The sequence below is a fragment of the Janthinobacterium sp. LM6 genome, from assembly GCF_002002885.1.
GTDB classification, from domain to species: Bacteria; Pseudomonadota; Gammaproteobacteria; order Burkholderiales; family Burkholderiaceae_D; genus Janthinobacterium; species Janthinobacterium kumbetense.
On the sequence record NZ_CP019510.1, the window covers coordinates 5,689,180 to 5,706,345 of the forward strand.

A 17,166-nucleotide genomic window follows, 5' to 3' on the forward strand; every position below is an offset into this window, starting at 1 on the left:
CCTGGTAGAGTCTGGTCGATTTTACTCTTTTTCATACGCGATGCTCTCTCTGTGGGCTTGCTGGCAAGTCTCGCTTACCCCGCTATCGTACGCCTGGCGCAACCGACCGCACATCCTGGGCGGCGCGCACCGTGTTGCCAAGCGTTATTCTTGTTATGTTGTAAATTAATGGTCAATTCGCCATGCCTGCGGGTGCGTTTCAATGCCAATTGCAAAATTGATTGCAAAACCGCTGTCGCACATAAAGCACCACGAACATACCCGGTAGTTTACACTGAATTGCCGTCGCAGCGACGCCAAAGGCGCGACGCGAGCGGCGATAAAGCCCCGTTGGCGGCAAAAAATGGCCTATCTTTGACCCTGAACACGCGAAATAATGACAATCAAGACTTCCCTGGTGTGGTTCCGGCGCGATCTGCGCGCGTTTGACCATGCTGCACTGCATCACGCCCTGCGCCAAAGCCAGGCCGTGCATTGCGTCTTCGTGTACGACACCGCTATCCTGGCGGCCCTGCCGCGCCGCGACCGGCGGGTCGACTTCATCCACGCCAGCCTGGCCGAGCTCGCTGGCGAGCTGCGCCAGCTGGGCGGCGACCTGATCGTGCTGCACGCGGACGCGGCCGAGGCCATCCCGCGCCTGGCCGCCGAATTGAACGCCGACGCCGTCTTTGCCAACCACGACTACGAACCGCAAGCCATCGCGCGCGACGCCACGGTGGCCGCCGCTCTCACGCGCGACGCGCGCCTGTGGTTCAGTTTCAAGGACCAGGTGATCTTTGAAAAGGACGAAGTGCTGACGCTCTCGGCCAAGCCGTATACCGTCTACACGCCGTACAAGAATGCCTGGCTGAAGAAAATGCGCGCGGAACCCGGCTGCCTGGCGCCGTTCGCCATCGAGCCGCATGCGGCCAGCCTGGCGCCGCCGCGCAATGGCACGCCGGCGCCCCTGCCCACCTTGGGCGAGCTGGGTTTCGAGGCCAGCAACCTGGCAGAACTGGCCATTCCCACCGGCATGTCGGGCGCCAGCCAACTGTTCGAGGATTTTTTACAACGCGTGGCCCGCTATGACGTGGCGCGCGATTTCCCCGCCTTGAAGGGACCGTCCTACCTGTCCATGCATCTGCGCTTCGGCACCGTGTCGCTGCGCTACCTGGTGCGCACCATCGTCGACCTGATGGACCGGGGCGGCGGCGGCGATGGCGCACCCGTGTGGCTGGCCGAACTGATCTGGCGCGATTTCTACGCCATGATCCTGTACCAGAACCCGCATGTGGAAGGCGGCGCCTTCAAGCCAGCCTACGACGCCATCGCCTGGGAAACAGGAGCCGAGGCCGATGCCGCCTTTGCGGCCTGGTGCGAGGGGCGCACCGGCTATCCGCTGGTGGACGCGGCGATGGCACAGCTGAACCAGACGGGCTACATGCACAACCGCCTGCGCATGGTCACGGCCTGCTTCCTGATCAAGGACCTGGGCATCGACTGGCGCCGCGGCGAAGCGTATTTCGCGCTGCACCTGAATGACTTCGACCTGGCGTCGAACAACGGCGGCTGGCAATGGGCGTCCTCGTCCGGCTGCGACGCCCAGCCCTACTTCCGCATCTTCAATCCGATCACGCAATCGGAAAAATTCGATGCCGGCGGGCGCTTCATCCGCCGCTACCTGCCGCAGCTGAAGGCGCTGGGCGACAAGGAAATTCACGCGCCCTGGCTGGTGCCGCGCATGCTGCTCGAGCAAAAAAACATCGTGCTGGGGTGCGACTATCCGGAACCGCTGGTGCAGCACGACGAGGCGCGCAAGGAGACCCTGGAACGTTATGCCGTGGTGAAAGTGGTGACGTAGCTCAAGATTCGGTCAACAAGCGCCCCACCTCCGCCAGCAATTCTTCTTCCTGGAACGGCTTGCCGAAATACGCATTCACGCCCAGCTCGAACGCATGTGCGCGGTGCTTGTCGGCGCTGCGCGAAGTGATCATGATGACGGGGATGGCGCGCGTCTTGTCGTCGCTGCGCACATTGCGCGTCAAGTCAAAACCATCCATGCGCGGCATCTCCACGTCGATCAGCAGCAGGGCCGGAATGGCAGCCGGCTCCAGCGCATGCAACTGCTCCAGCGCATCGACGCCATCCTTGGCCAGCAGCACCTGGTAGCCTTCGCGCTCGAACAGGCGCTGCATCACGCGGCGCACCGTCAGCGAATCGTCGACCACCATCACGCGCACGACCGGCACCGCCAACGCGCTGGAAACGGCACGCTGCTCGCGGCTGGCCAGCGCATATTGCGACAGCAGTTCCGGATGGTGCTCGAGGTGCTGCGCCAGCGCCACGGGGTTCAGGATCAGCACGATGTCGCCCGTGCCCAGCACCGTGGCGCCGGCAATGCCCGGCATGCGCGCCAGTTGCGGGCCTACGTGCTTGACCACGACTTCGCGGTTACCCACCACGTCATCAACCTGCAAGGCCAGCCTGTCATTGCCATTTCTCAGCAACAGCACGGGCGCATAGCGCTGCGTGGCCTGTAGCGCCGGCGTCTCGCCCAGCATGGCCGACAGGTGGTGCAGCGCCAGCGACTGGCCGTGCGACTCGATGCATCCGGCTGCCCGCACCTGCTCCAGCTGCTCGCCTTTCAGGTGCAGCACCTGCTCCACCAGTACCGATGGCAAGGCATACGTCTTGCCGTTCGCCGCCAGCAGCACCACTTGCGTAACGGCCAGGGTCAGCGGCAGGTGGATGGTGAAGCGCATGCCCAGGCCCGCTTGCGTCAGCGTCTCCACGCGCCCGCCCAGCGCCAGCGCTTCGGAGCGCACGATGTCCATGCCAAAACCGCGTCCGGCCAATTCCGTCAGGCTGTCGGCGGTGGAAAAACCCGGCGTGAAAATCAGCTCGGCCGCCTGTGCGTCGGTCAATGGCGCGTCCGTCGCCAGCAGGCCGGCGCCGTGCGCCTTGGCGCAGATGCGTTCCAGGTCCAGTCCTGCGCCATCGTCAGAAAAGGCGATCGCCACTTCGTTCCCCTGCTGGCTGACCTGCACCAGCAACTCGCCCGTTTCGCTCTTGCCCGCGACCAGGCGCGCGTCGCGCGGCTCGACGCCGTGCACGATGGCGTTACGCAGCAGGTGTTCGAACGGAGCAGCCATGCGTTCGAGCACGCTGCGGTCGATTTCCACGCCGCCGCCGCGGATGTCGAGATTGACGCGCTTGTCGACTTCCTTGGCGCTTTGCCGCGCCACGCGGAACAAGCGTTCAGCGATGCTGGCAAACGGCACCATGCGGATCTGCATCAGGTCGCGCTGCAGCTCGCGCGTCAACCGCGCCTGCAGCACCAGGTCGTCCGTCACCGCATCGACGCTGTGGCTGAGGTTTTCATGGAAAGAGGCCACGTCGTTGACGCTTTCAGCCATCATGCGCGTGAGTTCCTGCAAGCGCGTAAAACGGTCGAATTCAAGCGGATCGAAATCGCGCTCGCTGCCGACGGCCATGCGCGAGGCAATCTGCGATTCGGCCTGCATTTCCACTTCGCGCAGCTGGCGCCGCAAGCGCGCCAGGTTGTCGGAAAACTCGGACAGCGATGCGCCCAGCACGCCGACTTCATTTTCCATTTTAGAGCGCGTGATCGACACTTCGCCAGCCTGGTTGACCAGGCGATCGAGAATATCGGCGCGCACGCGCACCAGGGCCGCCTTCGGTTCGGCAACCGGCGTGTCTTCCATGCCCGGCAAGGGCAGCAAGGGCTGCTGCAACTGCTCGAACAGGTGCAACGCATGGTCGTAATGGGCCAGCAATTCCTCGAAAGCCTGTGGCGTGGCGGTGCCCGCGTGCAGCATGTTTTCGATATGCGTCTCGATTTCATGCGCATGCTGGCCCAGGCGCATGGCGCCGGCCATGCGCGCGCTGCCCTTGACCGTATGCAGGGTGCGCAACAGCATCTGCGCCTGCCCGCTATCGTGCGCCTGCTGCTGCCAGCTGCGCAGCGCCTCGCCGATCTGCGGCAGCAAGTCGGCGCCCTCCTCCAGGAAGACGGACAATAAATCGAGGTCAAGTTCATCGCTGATGCCGGCGCTGGCCGCCAGCAGCGCGGCCGCATCGGCTGGCATGATGGCAGGCGCCGGCGCTTCCGGCGCCGCGTGCTCCAATGGCGGCGCATGTTCGAAACCGGCGTCGAACAGGTCGTCACTGGCGCCGCTGTCGTGCACCGGCGCTGGCGGAGGTACTTCGGCAGCAGCCGGCTGCAGCGCGTCGGCGACGATGCTGGCATACGTCGCCTGGAACAGGGGCTCGAGCTGCGGCACAGGGACCTCGGCCAGCGCGTCGGGCAGCGCTTCCGCAGGGTGCGCCGGTGAGCCGACGATGCTGGCGTAAGCGGCCGCAAACAGGGCGTCGAGCCGCTCTTCCTTGCTCTCGCCGGGCGGCGCCGTCAGGGCGCGCCACAGGGTGTTGAGCGCTTCGATCATATCCGGCTGCGTTGGCGCCAGGTCGCCCAGCGCAAACGCCTGCAGCATTTGCCCGATGCGCTGCGTGGCCTGCTCCAGCACGTCGTGCTGTTCGGCGCGCAGGCCGGCCAGCGGCGACACCACCGTTTCGATCACCGTCTCGAGCGCGTGCGCCAGGTCGCGCAGGGACTGGAAGCCGACCGTGCCCGACGTCCCCGCCAGGGTATGCACGGCTTGCAGCGCTTCCACGCTGACGGCGCGCTGCTCATGACGCCATTCGCCGAAGTCGCGCGTGAGCACGCGCAGCAATTCATCCGTCTCGGCCAGGTAGATGTTGTACAAGGGAAGGCTGATGCGCAGTTCGCCCACGTGCTTGAGGTGATCGTCCAGCGCCTCGTGGAGCGCGGGCGCCGTGGCCAAGGGAAGGCCGATCACATTGCCGTTGCCGGCCACAGGCGCGGCCTGGCGCGGCTTGCGCAATTCGAACGGACCGCCTTCGCGCACGCGCTCGGCCGCCGCCAGCAGCATGCCGGCCTCGCGCTCTCGCCCTGCCCCGCCTTCCAGTTCCGCCACCCATTCACTGAGCTGGTACCAGCCGTAGTTCAGCAGGGTAAACAGATCGTCGCTGACGGGGCGCGCTTCGGCCAGCCAGGTATTCATGACGCGCTCGATGGCGCCGGCCGCCTCGGCAAACTGCGCCAGGCCGATCATGCGGCTGCTGCCCTTCAAGGTGTGGAACGAGCGGCGCAGCATGGCCAGATGGTCGCCGCTGGCAGCCTGCTCGCGCGGCAGGGCCAGGGTGGTGTCGACAAAGGCCAGCACTTCGCGCGCTTCGGCGATGAAAATATCGAGCATCTCAGCGTCGACATCGGTCACTGCCGGCAAGGCATCCATGCCGGCAGGCGCGGCAGGCGACAGGGCCTGGTCGAGCAAGGGTACGGGCACGGCACCGGCGGCGGCGACTTTTTCAAATGGCAGGGCGCGGAAGGCGCCGGCGGCCGCGTCGAAATGGAAACGCCCGCTGGCCGCCTGCGCGTTACGGCCCAGCATATCGACAAAAAATCCCAGCGCACTGACATTTTGCGCGATCTCGTCGAGCGCCTCGGTCTGCGCCTCCGCATTGGCATCCGCCTTGGCGTCGCCATCGGCCAGCTGCCGCACGGCCGCATCGACCTGCAGCACGGCGGCGCGCGCCTCGTCCTGTTCCAGCCCGGCCAACTGCTGCTGCAACTGCTCCAGCACGGGCGCGACGCCATCGAGTGCCCCCGCCTTCGCCCCCGCTGCATCCGCGTAATACGCATTGAGCACCTTTTCCACCTGGCGCAGGCCCGTCTTCATTTCCTCGGCCAGCACGGCCACCGTCTGCCCCTGTTCGATCTGGCGCGACAGCTCGCCCGCCGTGACGGGCGGCGGCGCTTCGCCAGCCAGCAGCGCCTGCAGGCGCGCGGCGATGGTTTCCGCATTGCCGGCGAAATCGTCGGGCAGGCGGCGCACCTGCTCCAGGCCCGTATCGGCAAACAGCAGCGCCATGCCGATTTCATTTTCCAGGGCCGCACTGCGCCCGCTGGCCACGGCTTGCCGCGCCACGGCCGCGCATTCGCGCAACAGGCTGGCCAGGGCCGGCTGCTTCAGGGACTCCGCATGCGCGGCCACCTGTTGCAACGATGCGTCAAAATCCGTGCCCAGGGCGGGATCGAGGTCAGCTTGCGCCAGGCGGCTCCAGCTGGCACGCGCCTGCGCCAGTGCCGTGCGGGCGCCTTGCAAGGCCTTTTGGTCGACCTGGCCGTAGCGCCGCGTTTCCACGTCGGCGGGCAGCATGCCTTCCAGCGCGAAGGCGGCGCGCAGCTGGCGCGCCTCCGGCGTCGGCGCGTGTGCCGCGGCGATGAAGAACAGGGCGTCGCGCAGCATCGCTTCGGGCAGGCTGGCCGTCCCCTGCGCCAGGCGGCGCAACTGCAGATTGATCAGGCCGAACAACTGTTTGACGTTGAGCGTGCCCATGCCCTCACCGCTGGCCGCCAGCCCGGCAAACGCCTGCATGGCGAACCAGAAGGTGCGCGCCGGCGCCTCCTGCTGCGCGTCGGCCACCAGGGCCAGCGTGGCGTGCAGGTCGCCGGCGTGCTGGCGCCGCGCCGCATCATCCTGCGCCTTCAGGAACGGCAGCAGGGACTTTTCAAAGCGCCCGCGCCAGGCCGGATAATCGGCCACCGGCGGCGCGTCCGCCAGCGCAATCGCATGCCCTTCCAGCACCGTCGTGGGCGGAAAAAACAGGTCGGCAGGGTGGATGCGCTCGGCGCCCAGCATGGTTTGCAGGTCGCGGTAGTAGGGGAACAAGCGCGTCGGCTGCGGCGGCGTGCCGGCCACCAGGTCTTCCAGGTATTCGCTCAGGGCCTGATACAGTTCGGCGACGACTTGCGCATGGTCCAGCGTGTATTCCAGGCTGCCGTCGCGAAAGCGCGAAAGCGCCTGCTCCGCGCCATCCGTCAGCAGGCTGGCGCCGGCCACGTCGACCATCACCAGTGCGCCATGTGCCTGGTGCAGGTGCGAGCGCGCATGCTGCAGGGCCGTGGCGCGTTCCTCGCGCTCGCGGCCACCCGCCTCGAACAAAGCTGTTTTCGAGCGGCCCAGCGCTTCGCGGATTTCCACCATCACCCACGACAAAGGTTCGCTGTCGAACGGCTTGGACTGCAGTGGACTATCAGGTGTGCTCATGCATGCCTCGGTAAGGAATTCGCCCTGGACTGGCGCGGCGTTCAGGCGGCGACGCGGAAGCGCGACACCGAATTTTTCAGTTCCTGCGCCAGCATCGACAGTTTATGGATCGATTGCGCCGTTTGCTGCGTGCCATCCTGGGTCTGCTCCGTCACGCTCAGGATATGCTGGATATTCAAGGCCACGCCGCTGGCCGAACCGGCCTGCGTGCCGGTGGCGAACGAGATGCCCTGGATCAGTTCAGCCAGGTGTTTCGACACCTGGCTGATATCGTTCAAGGCCGCGCCGGCCGCGTCGGACAGGCGCGCGCCCTCGACCACGCCCTGCGTGGAGGTTTCCATCGCCCGCGTCGCATCCTGGGTATCGGCCTGGATGGTGCGCACCAGCGCGCCGATCTGCTTGGCGGCGGCGGCCGAGCGTTCGGCCAGGCGCTGCACTTCCTCGGCGACGACGGAAAAGCCGCGCCCCGCCTCGCCAGCCGAGGCGGCCTGGATGGCCGCGTTCAGCGCCAGCACGTTGGTCTGCTCGGTGATGTCGGAAATGAGCTCGGTGATTTCGCCGATTTCCTGCGACGATTCGCCCAGGCGCTTGATGCGCTTGGAGGTATCCTGGATCTGCTCGCGGATTTCATGCATGCCTTTGATGGCGTTTTCCACCGCCGTCGAACCCTGCTGCGCGGCCGCCACCGACTGGCGCGCCACGTCGGCCGAGACACTGGCCGATTTCGACACGTCGGTAATCGCATTGGCCATCTTGACCACGGTGGCGCTGACGCCCTGGATTTCGCGCGACTGCTGCTGCGACGCGATCAGCAGCTTGCTGGAGATGCTTTGCGCCTGCGTCGAGGCGCGGTTGACCTGTTCGGCCGTCGCCGTCACCCTGCCCACCAGGCCGCGCAATTCCTCGACCGTGTAATTGACGGAATCGGCGATGGCGCCCGTGATGTCTTCCGACACGGTGGCCTGTACCGTCAGGTCGCCGTCGGCGACCTTCTGCAATTCGTTCATCAGGCGCAGGATGGCCGCCTGGTTCTGTTCATTCTTGGCCTTGGCCTGCTCCTCCTGTTCCTGCGACAGCAGGCGCAGGATTTCCGCTTCCTGGCGCCGCCGCTCGGCGTCGCGCGTGCGGTTGACGGAGTCCTGCAGCAGCACCCTGCCGATGCCCGCCGCCGCGATCAGGGTCAGCAGCACGCCGCCGACCATCATCCAGAAGGCGACGCCCAGGGTTTCCTGGTTCACGTGGTACATCTGCTGCAGCAGGGTCAATCGCTGGCGCAGGTCTTCGTTCTCGTTGAAGATCAGCTGTTCGGCACTTTTCGCCGAACTGAATTTGTCGAGCCGGTCGAGTATCGATGAGACCAGCTTCTGGTAAGTATCGAAACTGGCCTTCAGCGCCACGAGCCGGTCGCGCAGTTCGGCGTCGCGCGTGGGCGCCAATTGCAGCGACACGCTGCCATTGAGCAGGCCTTCGACGGCCGTGCGGAAATACGTCGTGTCGCGCCCCAGCGAAAACGCCGTTTCCGAGCTGATGCTGCCCGACGACAGGAACTCGCTGGCGCTGCGGCTCATGCGCTGGCTCAGCATCATCAGGCGGCCGATGACGGCCAGATCGCGCGCATTGCCGCCGCGCTGCACCTTCAGCGCCGCGACTTCCTCGGTCTGCGCCAGCAGCGCCGGCGACAGCGCATTCAATTGCTGCAAGGTCTTGTCGAATTCGCCCAGTTCCGGTTTCAGGCGCAGGATGGTACTGGCCGCGCGGTCGCTGCTGGCCCACTTCTTGCGCGCGTCGGCCACCGCCGCCAGCAGCGCGGAACGCGACTCGCCGATATCGCGGCCGTGATACGTCCCGCCGCGCAGCATCAGGCGGAAATCCTGGTTCAGTTCATTGCGGCTTTCCTCGAGCTGGCGGAAGGCTTCCGGATTGCCTTGCACGGCGTTCGGCGCGGCCTTGCCGATGCGCTGCGAATGCATTAGCGCGTCGCTGGCCAGCTGCGTCTGCGCCGAGGCGATGTTGCCGCTGCGCGTGTTCAGCCCGACGAACAGCAGGCTGGCGGCCAGGCTCAAGGCCATCACCGTCGACAGAATGCTCAATTGTTTTTGCAGCGGAAAATGGCCGATCAGCGGCAGCCTCCAGTCCCCGGCCGGCGCGCTGGCCAGCGACTTGCGCCGTCCCAGCGCGTCGCGCAGGCGCAGCGGCAGGTCGGCCGTCGATGCCGGTGCTTCCGGAGCGTGCTGCGCTTCGGGCATGCCGGCCGCCAGGATAGGGGAATGGGCACCCATCAGCAAATATCCTTGTGGTCAGGGGGGCCGTCAAAGCCGGCGTCGAGGAAGCGTGCCGACTGCGCCAGCTGCGCCAGGTCCAGGCGCAGCCACTGCTGCCCTTCGCTGTCGCGCAGCGCCTGCGACGCCCAGGACGGCGGCGCATCCGGCAAGGGGATGGATTGCATCGTGCGCAGCTGGCGCAAGCCCAGCACGCGTTCGACCAGCAAAGCGCAATTGAGACCCAGGCGGGGAGAAAACGTGATGATGCGGCAGTAATTGCCGGGCGCGCAAGCCGCTTCGCCCATGTAGCGGGCCAGGTCGACGACCCCCGTCAGGCGTCCGCGCATGGCCGCCAGGCCCAGGTACCAGTCCTGCGCCAGCGGCACGCCCTGGATCTGCACGCCGGCGGCAATGACGATTTCGCCGAGCTGCGTCAAGTCGAGCAGGCACGGCCGGCCACCGAGCATCACGCCCAGTTCCTTGCGCGCCGCCAGCGTGCCGCTGCGCGCGGCCTGTATCCGCTCGATCAATTGCAGCTGATACTGGCGCAAGCGCCCCTGCCGCGCACCCGTCTCGAAAGACGGCATGGCGGCGGCAGGCGGAAAGGCCGCTGTGGACACGCCGTGACCTGGCATCGTCTGCATGCTCAGGAAATCGCGGCGATCTTGGCCAACAGCTCGGCTTCGACCACCGGCTTGACCAGGTAATCGCGCGCGCCCTGGCGCAAGCCCCAGATGCGGTCCGTTTCCTGGCTCTTGCTGGAGCAGATAATCACCGGCACGTCCTGCAGTTCGGGATCGCGCGCGATGGCGCGCGTGATCTGGAAGCCATTCGCACCGGGCATCACCACGTCCATCAGGATCAGGTCGGGCCTGGCCTGCTTGAGTTGCGCCAGCGCGTCGGCGCCATCCTGCGCCGTGAGGACGGCGTAACCGGCACGCACCAGGATCTCGCTCAGGTAATAGCGTTCTGTCGGCGAGTCGTCGACGATCAGAATTGTGTGTATGGCCATCTGCTTCCTTGCTGCGTTGTCAATCAATAAAACCACTTACTCAAAATGCCTGGCCAGGTGCAGCCGCACGGCCTCCAGCAGCGCCTCGCGCGCCAGCGGCTTGGCCAGGCAGGCGCTGGCGCCTGCCATGGCGCCGCGCGCGCGGTCGAACAGGCCCTCCTTCGACGACAGCATCAGCACCGGCGTGGCGTGATACGCCGCGCTGGCCTTGATCAGCGCGCAGGTGCGGTAGCCGTCCAGGCGCGGCATCACAATGTCGCACACGATCAGCGCCGGCCGGCAGTCGGCGATCTTGGCCAGGGCCTCGAAGCCGTTTTCCGCCACCACCACACGATAACCGGCCTCGCCCAGGATTTTCGCGGCCGCGCTGCGTATCGTCGCGCTGTCGTCGATGACGAGTATCGTGGTGCCTGTGCACGCGGCATCGGCCGGCGCCTCGGGCAAAAAGGGACGCGTCATGTGATTATTCGACAATCTTTCATACCATAGCACAGGCTGCCGCGATACCTGCGTGCGGCAGCGGCATCCCATGGACTGCGATCAATTACAGCGCCACCATCTCGAAATCATCCTTGCGCGCACCGCATTCAGGGCAGGTCCAGTTCATCGGAACATCGGCCCAACGCGTGCCCGGAGCGATGTCTTCGTCGGGCAGACCGGCCGCTTCATCATAAACCCAGCCGCAAATAAGACACATCCACGTTTGGAATTGCTGCGTTGTTTCGTTGCTACTCACGTTCTGCCACCCTTCAATCAAGTAAAATGCTGAATTAGGTATCTTAATCTACCCGCCGTGCAAAACCAAACTTCTCCCCTCATATTAAGCTTCGGCGTGTCCGATCCGGTCGGCGCGATCGGCATCCAGGCCGACCTGGCCACGTTTTCAGCCTTCGGCTGCCATGGCCTGTCCGTCACCACGGGCCTGTTGATCAGCGATACGGCGCGCGTGGAAGACGTGCAAGCTGTCGATCCGGACTGGGTTTCCGACCAGGCGCGCGTACTGCTGGAAGACATGTCCGTGGCCGCCATCAAGATCGGCGCGCTGGGCAGCGTGGAAAACGTCACGGCCATCGCCGAAATCGTCTCCGACTATCCGAACGTGCCGCTGATCCTCGACCCCTTCATTTCGGCGCTGCCGGAACAGGGCATGGACGACGAAGACATCCTCACGGCCGTGCGCCAGCTGCTGATCCCGCAAACGACCCTGCTGGTGCTCTCGCCGGTGGAACTGGAACGCCTGGCCGAGACCTGGCGCGATGCCGACCCGGACGACACATTACAAAACGACGTCGATTACCTGGTGGCGCTGGGCTGCGAATACGTGCTCGTCACCGGCATGCCGGCCGACGCCAGCAAGTCCGGCACGGCCGAAGGCAAGCTGCGCGCCAATACCCTGTTCGGCGAGGACGGCGTGGTGCGCCACGACGAATGGCAGCACCTGCCCGGCATCTTCAACGGCGCCGGCAGCACCCTGTCGGCCGCGGCCACCGCCCTGCTGGCCCTGGCGGAAAACGAAGACGATGTGCCGCAGGTAGTCGTGGCGGCGCAGGAATTTACCACCGGCGCGCTGGCCCACGCGCAGCGCCACGGCATGGGCAAGCTGGTGCCGAACCGGCTGTTCCGGCAGCAGCGCCAGCGCGGCGCCCAATAAGTACAGACGACACAGACAACGATCCACTTTCAAGGCACGATTATCATGACGACGACTTCACAAAACGACATCCTGTTTGCCCGCGCACAAAAAACCACGCCAGGCGGCGTCAATTCGCCCGTGCGCGCCTTCCGCTCCGTGGGCGGCACGCCGCGCTTCATCACGCGCGCCGAAGGCCCGTACTTCTGGGACGCGGATGGCAAGCGCTATATCGACTACATCGGCTCCTGGGGCCCGGCGATCGTCGGCCACGCCCACCCGGAAGTGGTAAAGGCGGTACAGGATGCGGCCGCGCTGGGCCTGTCGTTCGGCGCGCCGACCGAAGGCGAAGTGCTGATGGCCGAGGAAATCACGCGCCTGGTGCCGTCGATCGAGCAGGTACGCCTGGTGTCGTCGGGCACGGAAGCGACCATGAGCGCCCTGCGCCTGGCGCGCGGCGCCACGGGCCGCGACAAGATCGTCAAGTTCGAAGGCTGCTACCACGGCCACGCCGATTCGCTGCTGGTGAAGGCGGGCAGCGGCCTGCTCACCTTCGGCAACCCGACGTCGGCCGGCGTGCCGGAAGACTTCGTGAAACACACGCTGGTGCTCGACTATAACAACGTGGAACAACTGAAGGACGCCTTCGACAGCTTCGGCGCGGAAATCGCCTGCGTCATCGTCGAACCGGTGGCCGGCAACATGAACCTGGTGAAAGCCACGCCGGCATTCCTGCAGGCGATGCGCGAACTGTGCACGCAGCACGGCGCCCTGCTCATTTTCGATGAAGTCATGTGCGGCTTGCGCGTGGCCCTGGGCGGCGCGCAGGCGCTGTACGGCATCCAGCCGGACCTCACGGCGCTGGGCAAGGTGATCGGCGGCGGCATGCCGGTGGCGGCCTTCGGCGGCAGCGCGGCGCTGATGCACCATATGGCACCGCTGGGCGCCGTCTACCAGGCCGGCACCTTGTCCGGCAACCCGGTCGCCGTGGCGGCCGGCATGGCCACCTTGAAACTGATCCAGCAGCCAGGCTTCTACGAGCAGCTGGGCGCCACGGCCAAGCGCCTGGCCGAAGGCCTGACGGCCGCCGCAAAAGAAGCGGGCGTGGTCTTCTGCGCCGACTATATCGGCGGCATGTTCGGCATCTATTTCAGCGCCACCCCACCGACCAGCTACGCGGAAATGATGGCGGGTGACCGCAGCAAGTTCAACGCCTTCTTCCACGCCATGCTGGACGAAGGCGTGTACTTCGCGCCAGCCGCCTTCGAGGCGGGCTTCGTCTCGGCGCAGCACGACGATGCCGTCATCGACGCCACCATCGCTGCCGCACGCAAGGTGTTTGCCAAGCTCGCGTAAAGTTACACCGCCGCGGTGTCCATCACCGCGGCCACCAGCGCCGGCAGGCTGGCCATGTCGCTGAACACGACATGCGCGCCAGCCGCCTTCAGGCGCGCTTCCTGGCCGGCGGCGATATGCCCGCCGCCGATGAAGCCCAGGACCGTCATGCCCGCCGCCACGGCGGCCGTCACGCCCGTGACGCTGTCTTCCAGCACCAGGCACTGGCCCGGCGGCACGCCGAAAGCTGCCGCGGCTGCCAGGTACAGGCCCGGATGCGGTTTGGCGTGACCCACCAGGTCCGGCGTGAAAACGCGCTTGTCGAACAGCGGCGCCATGCTGGTCCGCTCGAGCGACGACAGCACGCGCGCGCTGACGCTGTTCGAGGCCACGGCCTTGGGCAGGGGAATGGCTGCCAGCGCCAGCGCCACGCCGGGCACGGCGCGCAGCTGCGCATCGCAGGCCACATCGACGGCGTTGCCGATGGCCATGATCTCGTCGGCCGGCAATTGCGGCAAGCCCAGCTCCTTGTAAATGTCCTGCATCAGCGGCACCAGGCGCTGGCCCAGGCGCGGCTCGATCAAGCCCTGCAGGGTGACGCCCTCGGGCAGGTTGGGCAGGCGCGGCCCCAGCAATTCCAGCAGCGCTTGCAGGGCCACGGCCTCGCTGTCGACCAGCACGCCGTCGCAGTCGCTGATCAGGTGGGTAAAGCGCGTTGGGATGGTGACGGTATCAGGCATGGACTCTCCAGAAGGCAACAGTGACGGGAAATGCGGCGGCCAGCCGGCCAAGGCTGGCATCGCAACGATCATAGGTGGAACAGGCGGACGCTACCACGCAGAAAACGTCTGAATGACGATACTTTTCTGCCAAAGGCAGCCAACGGGGAAAGAATCAGGCGTCAGGCAAGCGGCTACGCGCGAATACCAATTCAATACCACGCAATACCAGTGATTATCGCTGATTTTTGAAATTGCTGCGCTCGCATTGAAATCCGGACAAGATCCGGTGGTAGCGCCGGGGCGCGGACGCGTCCCGGCGACAAGGGCTTATTTCAGCCAGCCGCGGTGGCGGAAGTACAGGAAGGGTGCGATGGCGCTGGTGACCATCAGGCCCCAGGCCCACGGATAGCCGAACGACCATTCCAGTTCCGGCATCAGCTTGAAATTCATGCCGTACACGCTGGCGATCAGGGTAGGCGGCAGGAAGGCCACGCTGGCCACCGAGAATATCTTGATGATCTTGTTCTGGTTGATGTTGATGAAGCCGACGGTGGCATCCATCAGGAAGTTGATTTTATCAAAAAGGAAAGACGTGTGGCCATCCAGCGATTCGATGTCGCGCAAAATCTGCCGCGCTTCCTCGAACTGCTCGGAATTGAGCAAGCGGCCACGCATCAGGAAACTCACGGCACGGCGCGTATCCATCATGTTGCGGCGGATGCGGCCATTCAAATCTTCCTCGTGGGCAATCGCATTCAGCGCTTCAGCCGCGTGCGCATCGGTAAATTCCTTTTGCAGCACGCGCGTGCTGACTTCTTCCAGGTTCTGGTAGATGCCTTCGAGCACGTCGGCCGAATATTCGGCATCGGTGGCGTACAGGTCGAGCAGCACATCCATGTAGTCGGCAATCGAGCCTGGCCGCGAACGGGCGCGCATGCGCACCAGGCGGAACACGGGCAAGTCGTCCGTATGCATGGAAAACAAAATCTTGCGGGCCAGGATGAAGGCCACGGTGATGACGCGCGAGGGACCGTCGTCTTCTTCGCGCAGGAAGTCCGTGCGCAGGTGCAAGTCGCCGTTTTCCGCTTCGTAATAGCGGGCCGACGCTTCAATATCCTTGACTTCGTCTTCGCCCGGCAAGGTGACGTTGTAGATGGCCTTGACCCAGGCCCGTTCATCATCGGTGGGGTCGGTCAGGTCGACCCACACCGGTTCGGCATTTTCGAGGTCTGCGCGGCTGTCGATCGGCACCTGGTTGAGCCGGCCATTCTGTAATACAAAGACATTGATCATGCGCGCTCTCAGCCGGATGTTGGGTTATCGTGATGTGCTGGCGCTGGCGCCAAAAATGAAAACAGCGCAAGTGTACCCGCAAAGGCCTTTTCACGACCACCCCCGGCACCGCTTTTTCACGGAAAAAGTGCGGCGTTGCACCAACCGGGCCAATTAAGATGCTGCGCCGCAATAATGCCAATCAGGCAGCTTTAATTTTATGCAAAGAAATTCCACTATCCTCAAGGCAATTCCGCCGCCCCCATGCGGCGCAGGATGACACTGGTACGCCGGTTCAGGTAGCCCGTATCGCGGTGGCGGTCGTAAAAGCGGGGATTCGGCAGCATCACGGCCAGTTTCGCCGCCTGTCCCGCGCTCAGGCCCGCCGCGCTGACCTTGTAATAGTGGCGCGCGGCCGCCTCGGCGCCAAAGGTGCCCGTGCCAAATTCCACCACGTTCAGATAAATCTCGAAAATGCGCTGCTTTTCCATCAGGTTTTCCAGCATATACGTGATGATCAGTTCCTGGCCCTTGCGCACATAGCTGCGCGAACCGGACAGGAACAGGTTCTTCGCCAACTGCTGGGTGATGGTGGAGCCGCCCGCCACGACTTTCTGCTTCTTGCTGTTCTTTTCATATGCCTTTTGCAAGGCTTCCCAGTCCACGCCTTCGTGCTCGGAAAAATTCGCGTCTTCCGAGGCGATGATGGCCCGCTTCAGGTTGTTCGAAATGCGGTTGTACGGCACCCACGTCTGCTTGATGGTGGCATTGGGATTCTTGTCCTGCAAGACAGACAACTGTTCGCGCATGAAAGCCGTGCTGGTCGGGTTATGGTCGACCCACCACCAGATTTGCAGGAAGAAATACAGTTGCACGACGATAAACGCCAGCACGGGCAGGATGAACAGCCACTTGATCCAGCCGTAGCGGCTGCCGCTGTCGCCCTTGCGCGCGCCCTTCTTGCCGGCGCTCACAGGGCACTGCGCAATTGCGCCAGCAAATCCTGCGTCTGCGGTCGTACGCCGCGCCACACGTAAAACGCTTCGGCCGCCTGCTCCACCAGCATGCCCAGGCCGTCGCGCACCTGCGCGCCATGCTGGGCGGCAAAGTCCATGAAGACGGTGGGCTGGGCGCCGTACATCATGTCCAGCGCCAGGGTGTCGCGGCCGAAAATACCCGGCGGCACGGGCGGCAAGTCGCCCGCCAGGCTGGCCGAGGTGGCGTTGATGACGATATCGAACTGGCCATCGGGCTGCATGTAGCCGCCGGCGCGCAGCTGCCCGGGGTGCGCCAGCGCGTCGGCAAACTGCGCCACCAGCGCCTCGGCCGTGGCCACGGTGCGGTTGGCAATGAAGATTTCCTGCGGCCCCTGCTCCAGCAAGGGCAGCACGACGCCGCGCGCCGCGCCGCCGGCGCCCAGCAGCAGGATACGCTTGCCCGCGACGCTCACGCCCGCGTTGCGTACGATGTCCGCCACCAGGCCCGCGCCATCGGTATTGTCGCCAAGAATGGTTTCATTATCGAAACGCAGGGTATTGACGGCGCCGGCCGCTTGCGCACGCGGCGTCAGCTCGGTGGCCAGCGCGCACGCGTCCAGTTTAAAGGGTACCGTCACATTCGCACCCTTGCCGCCCTCGGCGGCAAACGTACGGGCCGCCAGGGCAAAGCCATCGAGCGGCGCCAGCCGGCGCTCATAGACGATGGGCTGGCCTGTCTGCAAGGCAAACGCGGCGTGGATCAGGGGGGACTTGCTGTGGGCGATGGGATTGCCGAAGACGCAATATTGATCGGGATTCATCTC

At 65.1% G+C, this 17,166-nt stretch carries 13 protein-coding genes; 3 read left to right on the top strand and 10 right to left on the bottom strand.

The annotated features are described in order from the left end of the window. The first annotated feature begins 376 nt into the window (after positions 1 to 376). Entirely contained in the window at positions 377 to 1,840 is a 1,464-nt protein-coding gene (locus tag BZG29_RS25005) for a deoxyribodipyrimidine photo-lyase (RefSeq protein ID WP_077408479.1), read from the top strand. A gap of 1 nt (position 1,841) precedes the next feature. Here BZG29_RS25005 and BZG29_RS25010 read toward each other — a convergent pair whose 3' ends face one another. The 6 genes from BZG29_RS25010 to BZG29_RS25035 form a co-directional block, all read right to left on the bottom strand. After that, on the bottom strand, positions 1,842 to 7,133 hold the full coding sequence (locus BZG29_RS25010) for an Hpt domain-containing protein (RefSeq protein ID WP_077408480.1): 5,292 nt from the start codon (positions 7,131 to 7,133) through the stop codon (positions 1,842 to 1,844). A 41-nt stretch (positions 7,134 to 7,174) separates the two neighbouring features. Beyond that, entirely contained in the window at positions 7,175 to 9,412 is a 2,238-nt protein-coding gene (locus BZG29_RS25015) for a methyl-accepting chemotaxis protein (protein WP_077408481.1), read from the bottom strand. Continuing rightward, the gene (locus BZG29_RS25020) at positions 9,412 to 10,038 is read right to left on the bottom strand and encodes a chemotaxis protein CheW (RefSeq protein ID WP_077408482.1); all 627 of its coding nucleotides are present in this window, start codon (positions 10,036 to 10,038) and stop codon (positions 9,412 to 9,414) included. The genes BZG29_RS25015 and BZG29_RS25020 overlap by 1 nt, the downstream gene beginning before the upstream one ends. Positions 10,039 to 10,040: 2 nt before the next feature. Beyond that, on the bottom strand, positions 10,041 to 10,406 hold the full coding sequence (locus BZG29_RS25025; RefSeq protein WP_077408483.1) for a response regulator: 366 nt from the start codon (positions 10,404 to 10,406) through the stop codon (positions 10,041 to 10,043). Positions 10,407 to 10,442: 36 nt separating this feature from the next. Next, the gene (locus tag BZG29_RS25030) at positions 10,443 to 10,865 is read right to left on the bottom strand and encodes a response regulator (RefSeq protein WP_077408484.1); all 423 of its coding nucleotides are present in this window, start codon (positions 10,863 to 10,865) and stop codon (positions 10,443 to 10,445) included. An 85-nt stretch (positions 10,866 to 10,950) separates the two neighbouring features. After that, complete coding sequence (locus tag BZG29_RS25035; RefSeq protein ID WP_010401308.1) at positions 10,951 to 11,103, bottom strand: rubredoxin; 153 nt, start codon at positions 11,101 to 11,103, stop codon at positions 10,951 to 10,953. A 96-nt stretch (positions 11,104 to 11,199) separates the two neighbouring features. On the opposite strand from BZG29_RS25035, the gene BZG29_RS25040 reads away from it, so the two are divergent. Both BZG29_RS25040 and hemL read left to right on the top strand, forming a co-directional pair. After that, positions 11,200 to 12,057: a hydroxymethylpyrimidine/phosphomethylpyrimidine kinase gene (locus BZG29_RS25040; protein ID WP_077408485.1), complete on the top strand. Its 858-nt coding sequence runs from the start codon at positions 11,200 to 11,202 to the stop codon at positions 12,055 to 12,057. Positions 12,058 to 12,102: 45 nt separating this feature from the next. Then, on the top strand, positions 12,103 to 13,392 hold the full coding sequence (gene hemL / locus BZG29_RS25045) for a glutamate-1-semialdehyde 2,1-aminomutase (protein WP_077408486.1): 1,290 nt from the start codon (positions 12,103 to 12,105) through the stop codon (positions 13,390 to 13,392). Positions 13,393 to 13,394: 2 nt separating this feature from the next. Here hemL and BZG29_RS25050 read toward each other — a convergent pair whose 3' ends face one another. The 4 genes from BZG29_RS25050 to aroE all read right to left on the bottom strand — a co-directional run bounded on the left by BZG29_RS25050 (position 13,395) and on the right by aroE (position 17,163). Beyond that, positions 13,395 to 14,111 (bottom strand): HAD-IA family hydrolase, encoded by a 717-nt coding sequence (locus BZG29_RS25050; protein ID WP_077408487.1) that lies wholly within the window; start codon positions 14,109 to 14,111, stop codon positions 13,395 to 13,397. 309 nt (positions 14,112 to 14,420) lie between these two features. Then, entirely contained in the window at positions 14,421 to 15,386 is a 966-nt protein-coding gene (gene corA / locus BZG29_RS25055) for a magnesium/cobalt transporter CorA (protein WP_077408488.1), read from the bottom strand. Between the two features lie 221 nt (positions 15,387 to 15,607). Further along, entirely contained in the window at positions 15,608 to 16,339 is a 732-nt protein-coding gene (gene mtgA / locus BZG29_RS25060; RefSeq protein ID WP_077408489.1) for a monofunctional biosynthetic peptidoglycan transglycosylase, read from the bottom strand. Then, positions 16,336 to 17,163 (bottom strand): shikimate dehydrogenase, encoded by an 828-nt coding sequence (aroE, locus tag BZG29_RS25065; protein ID WP_077409281.1) that lies wholly within the window; start codon positions 17,161 to 17,163, stop codon positions 16,336 to 16,338. The genes mtgA and aroE overlap by 4 nt, the downstream gene beginning before the upstream one ends. Positions 17,164 to 17,166 lie beyond the last annotated feature (3 nt).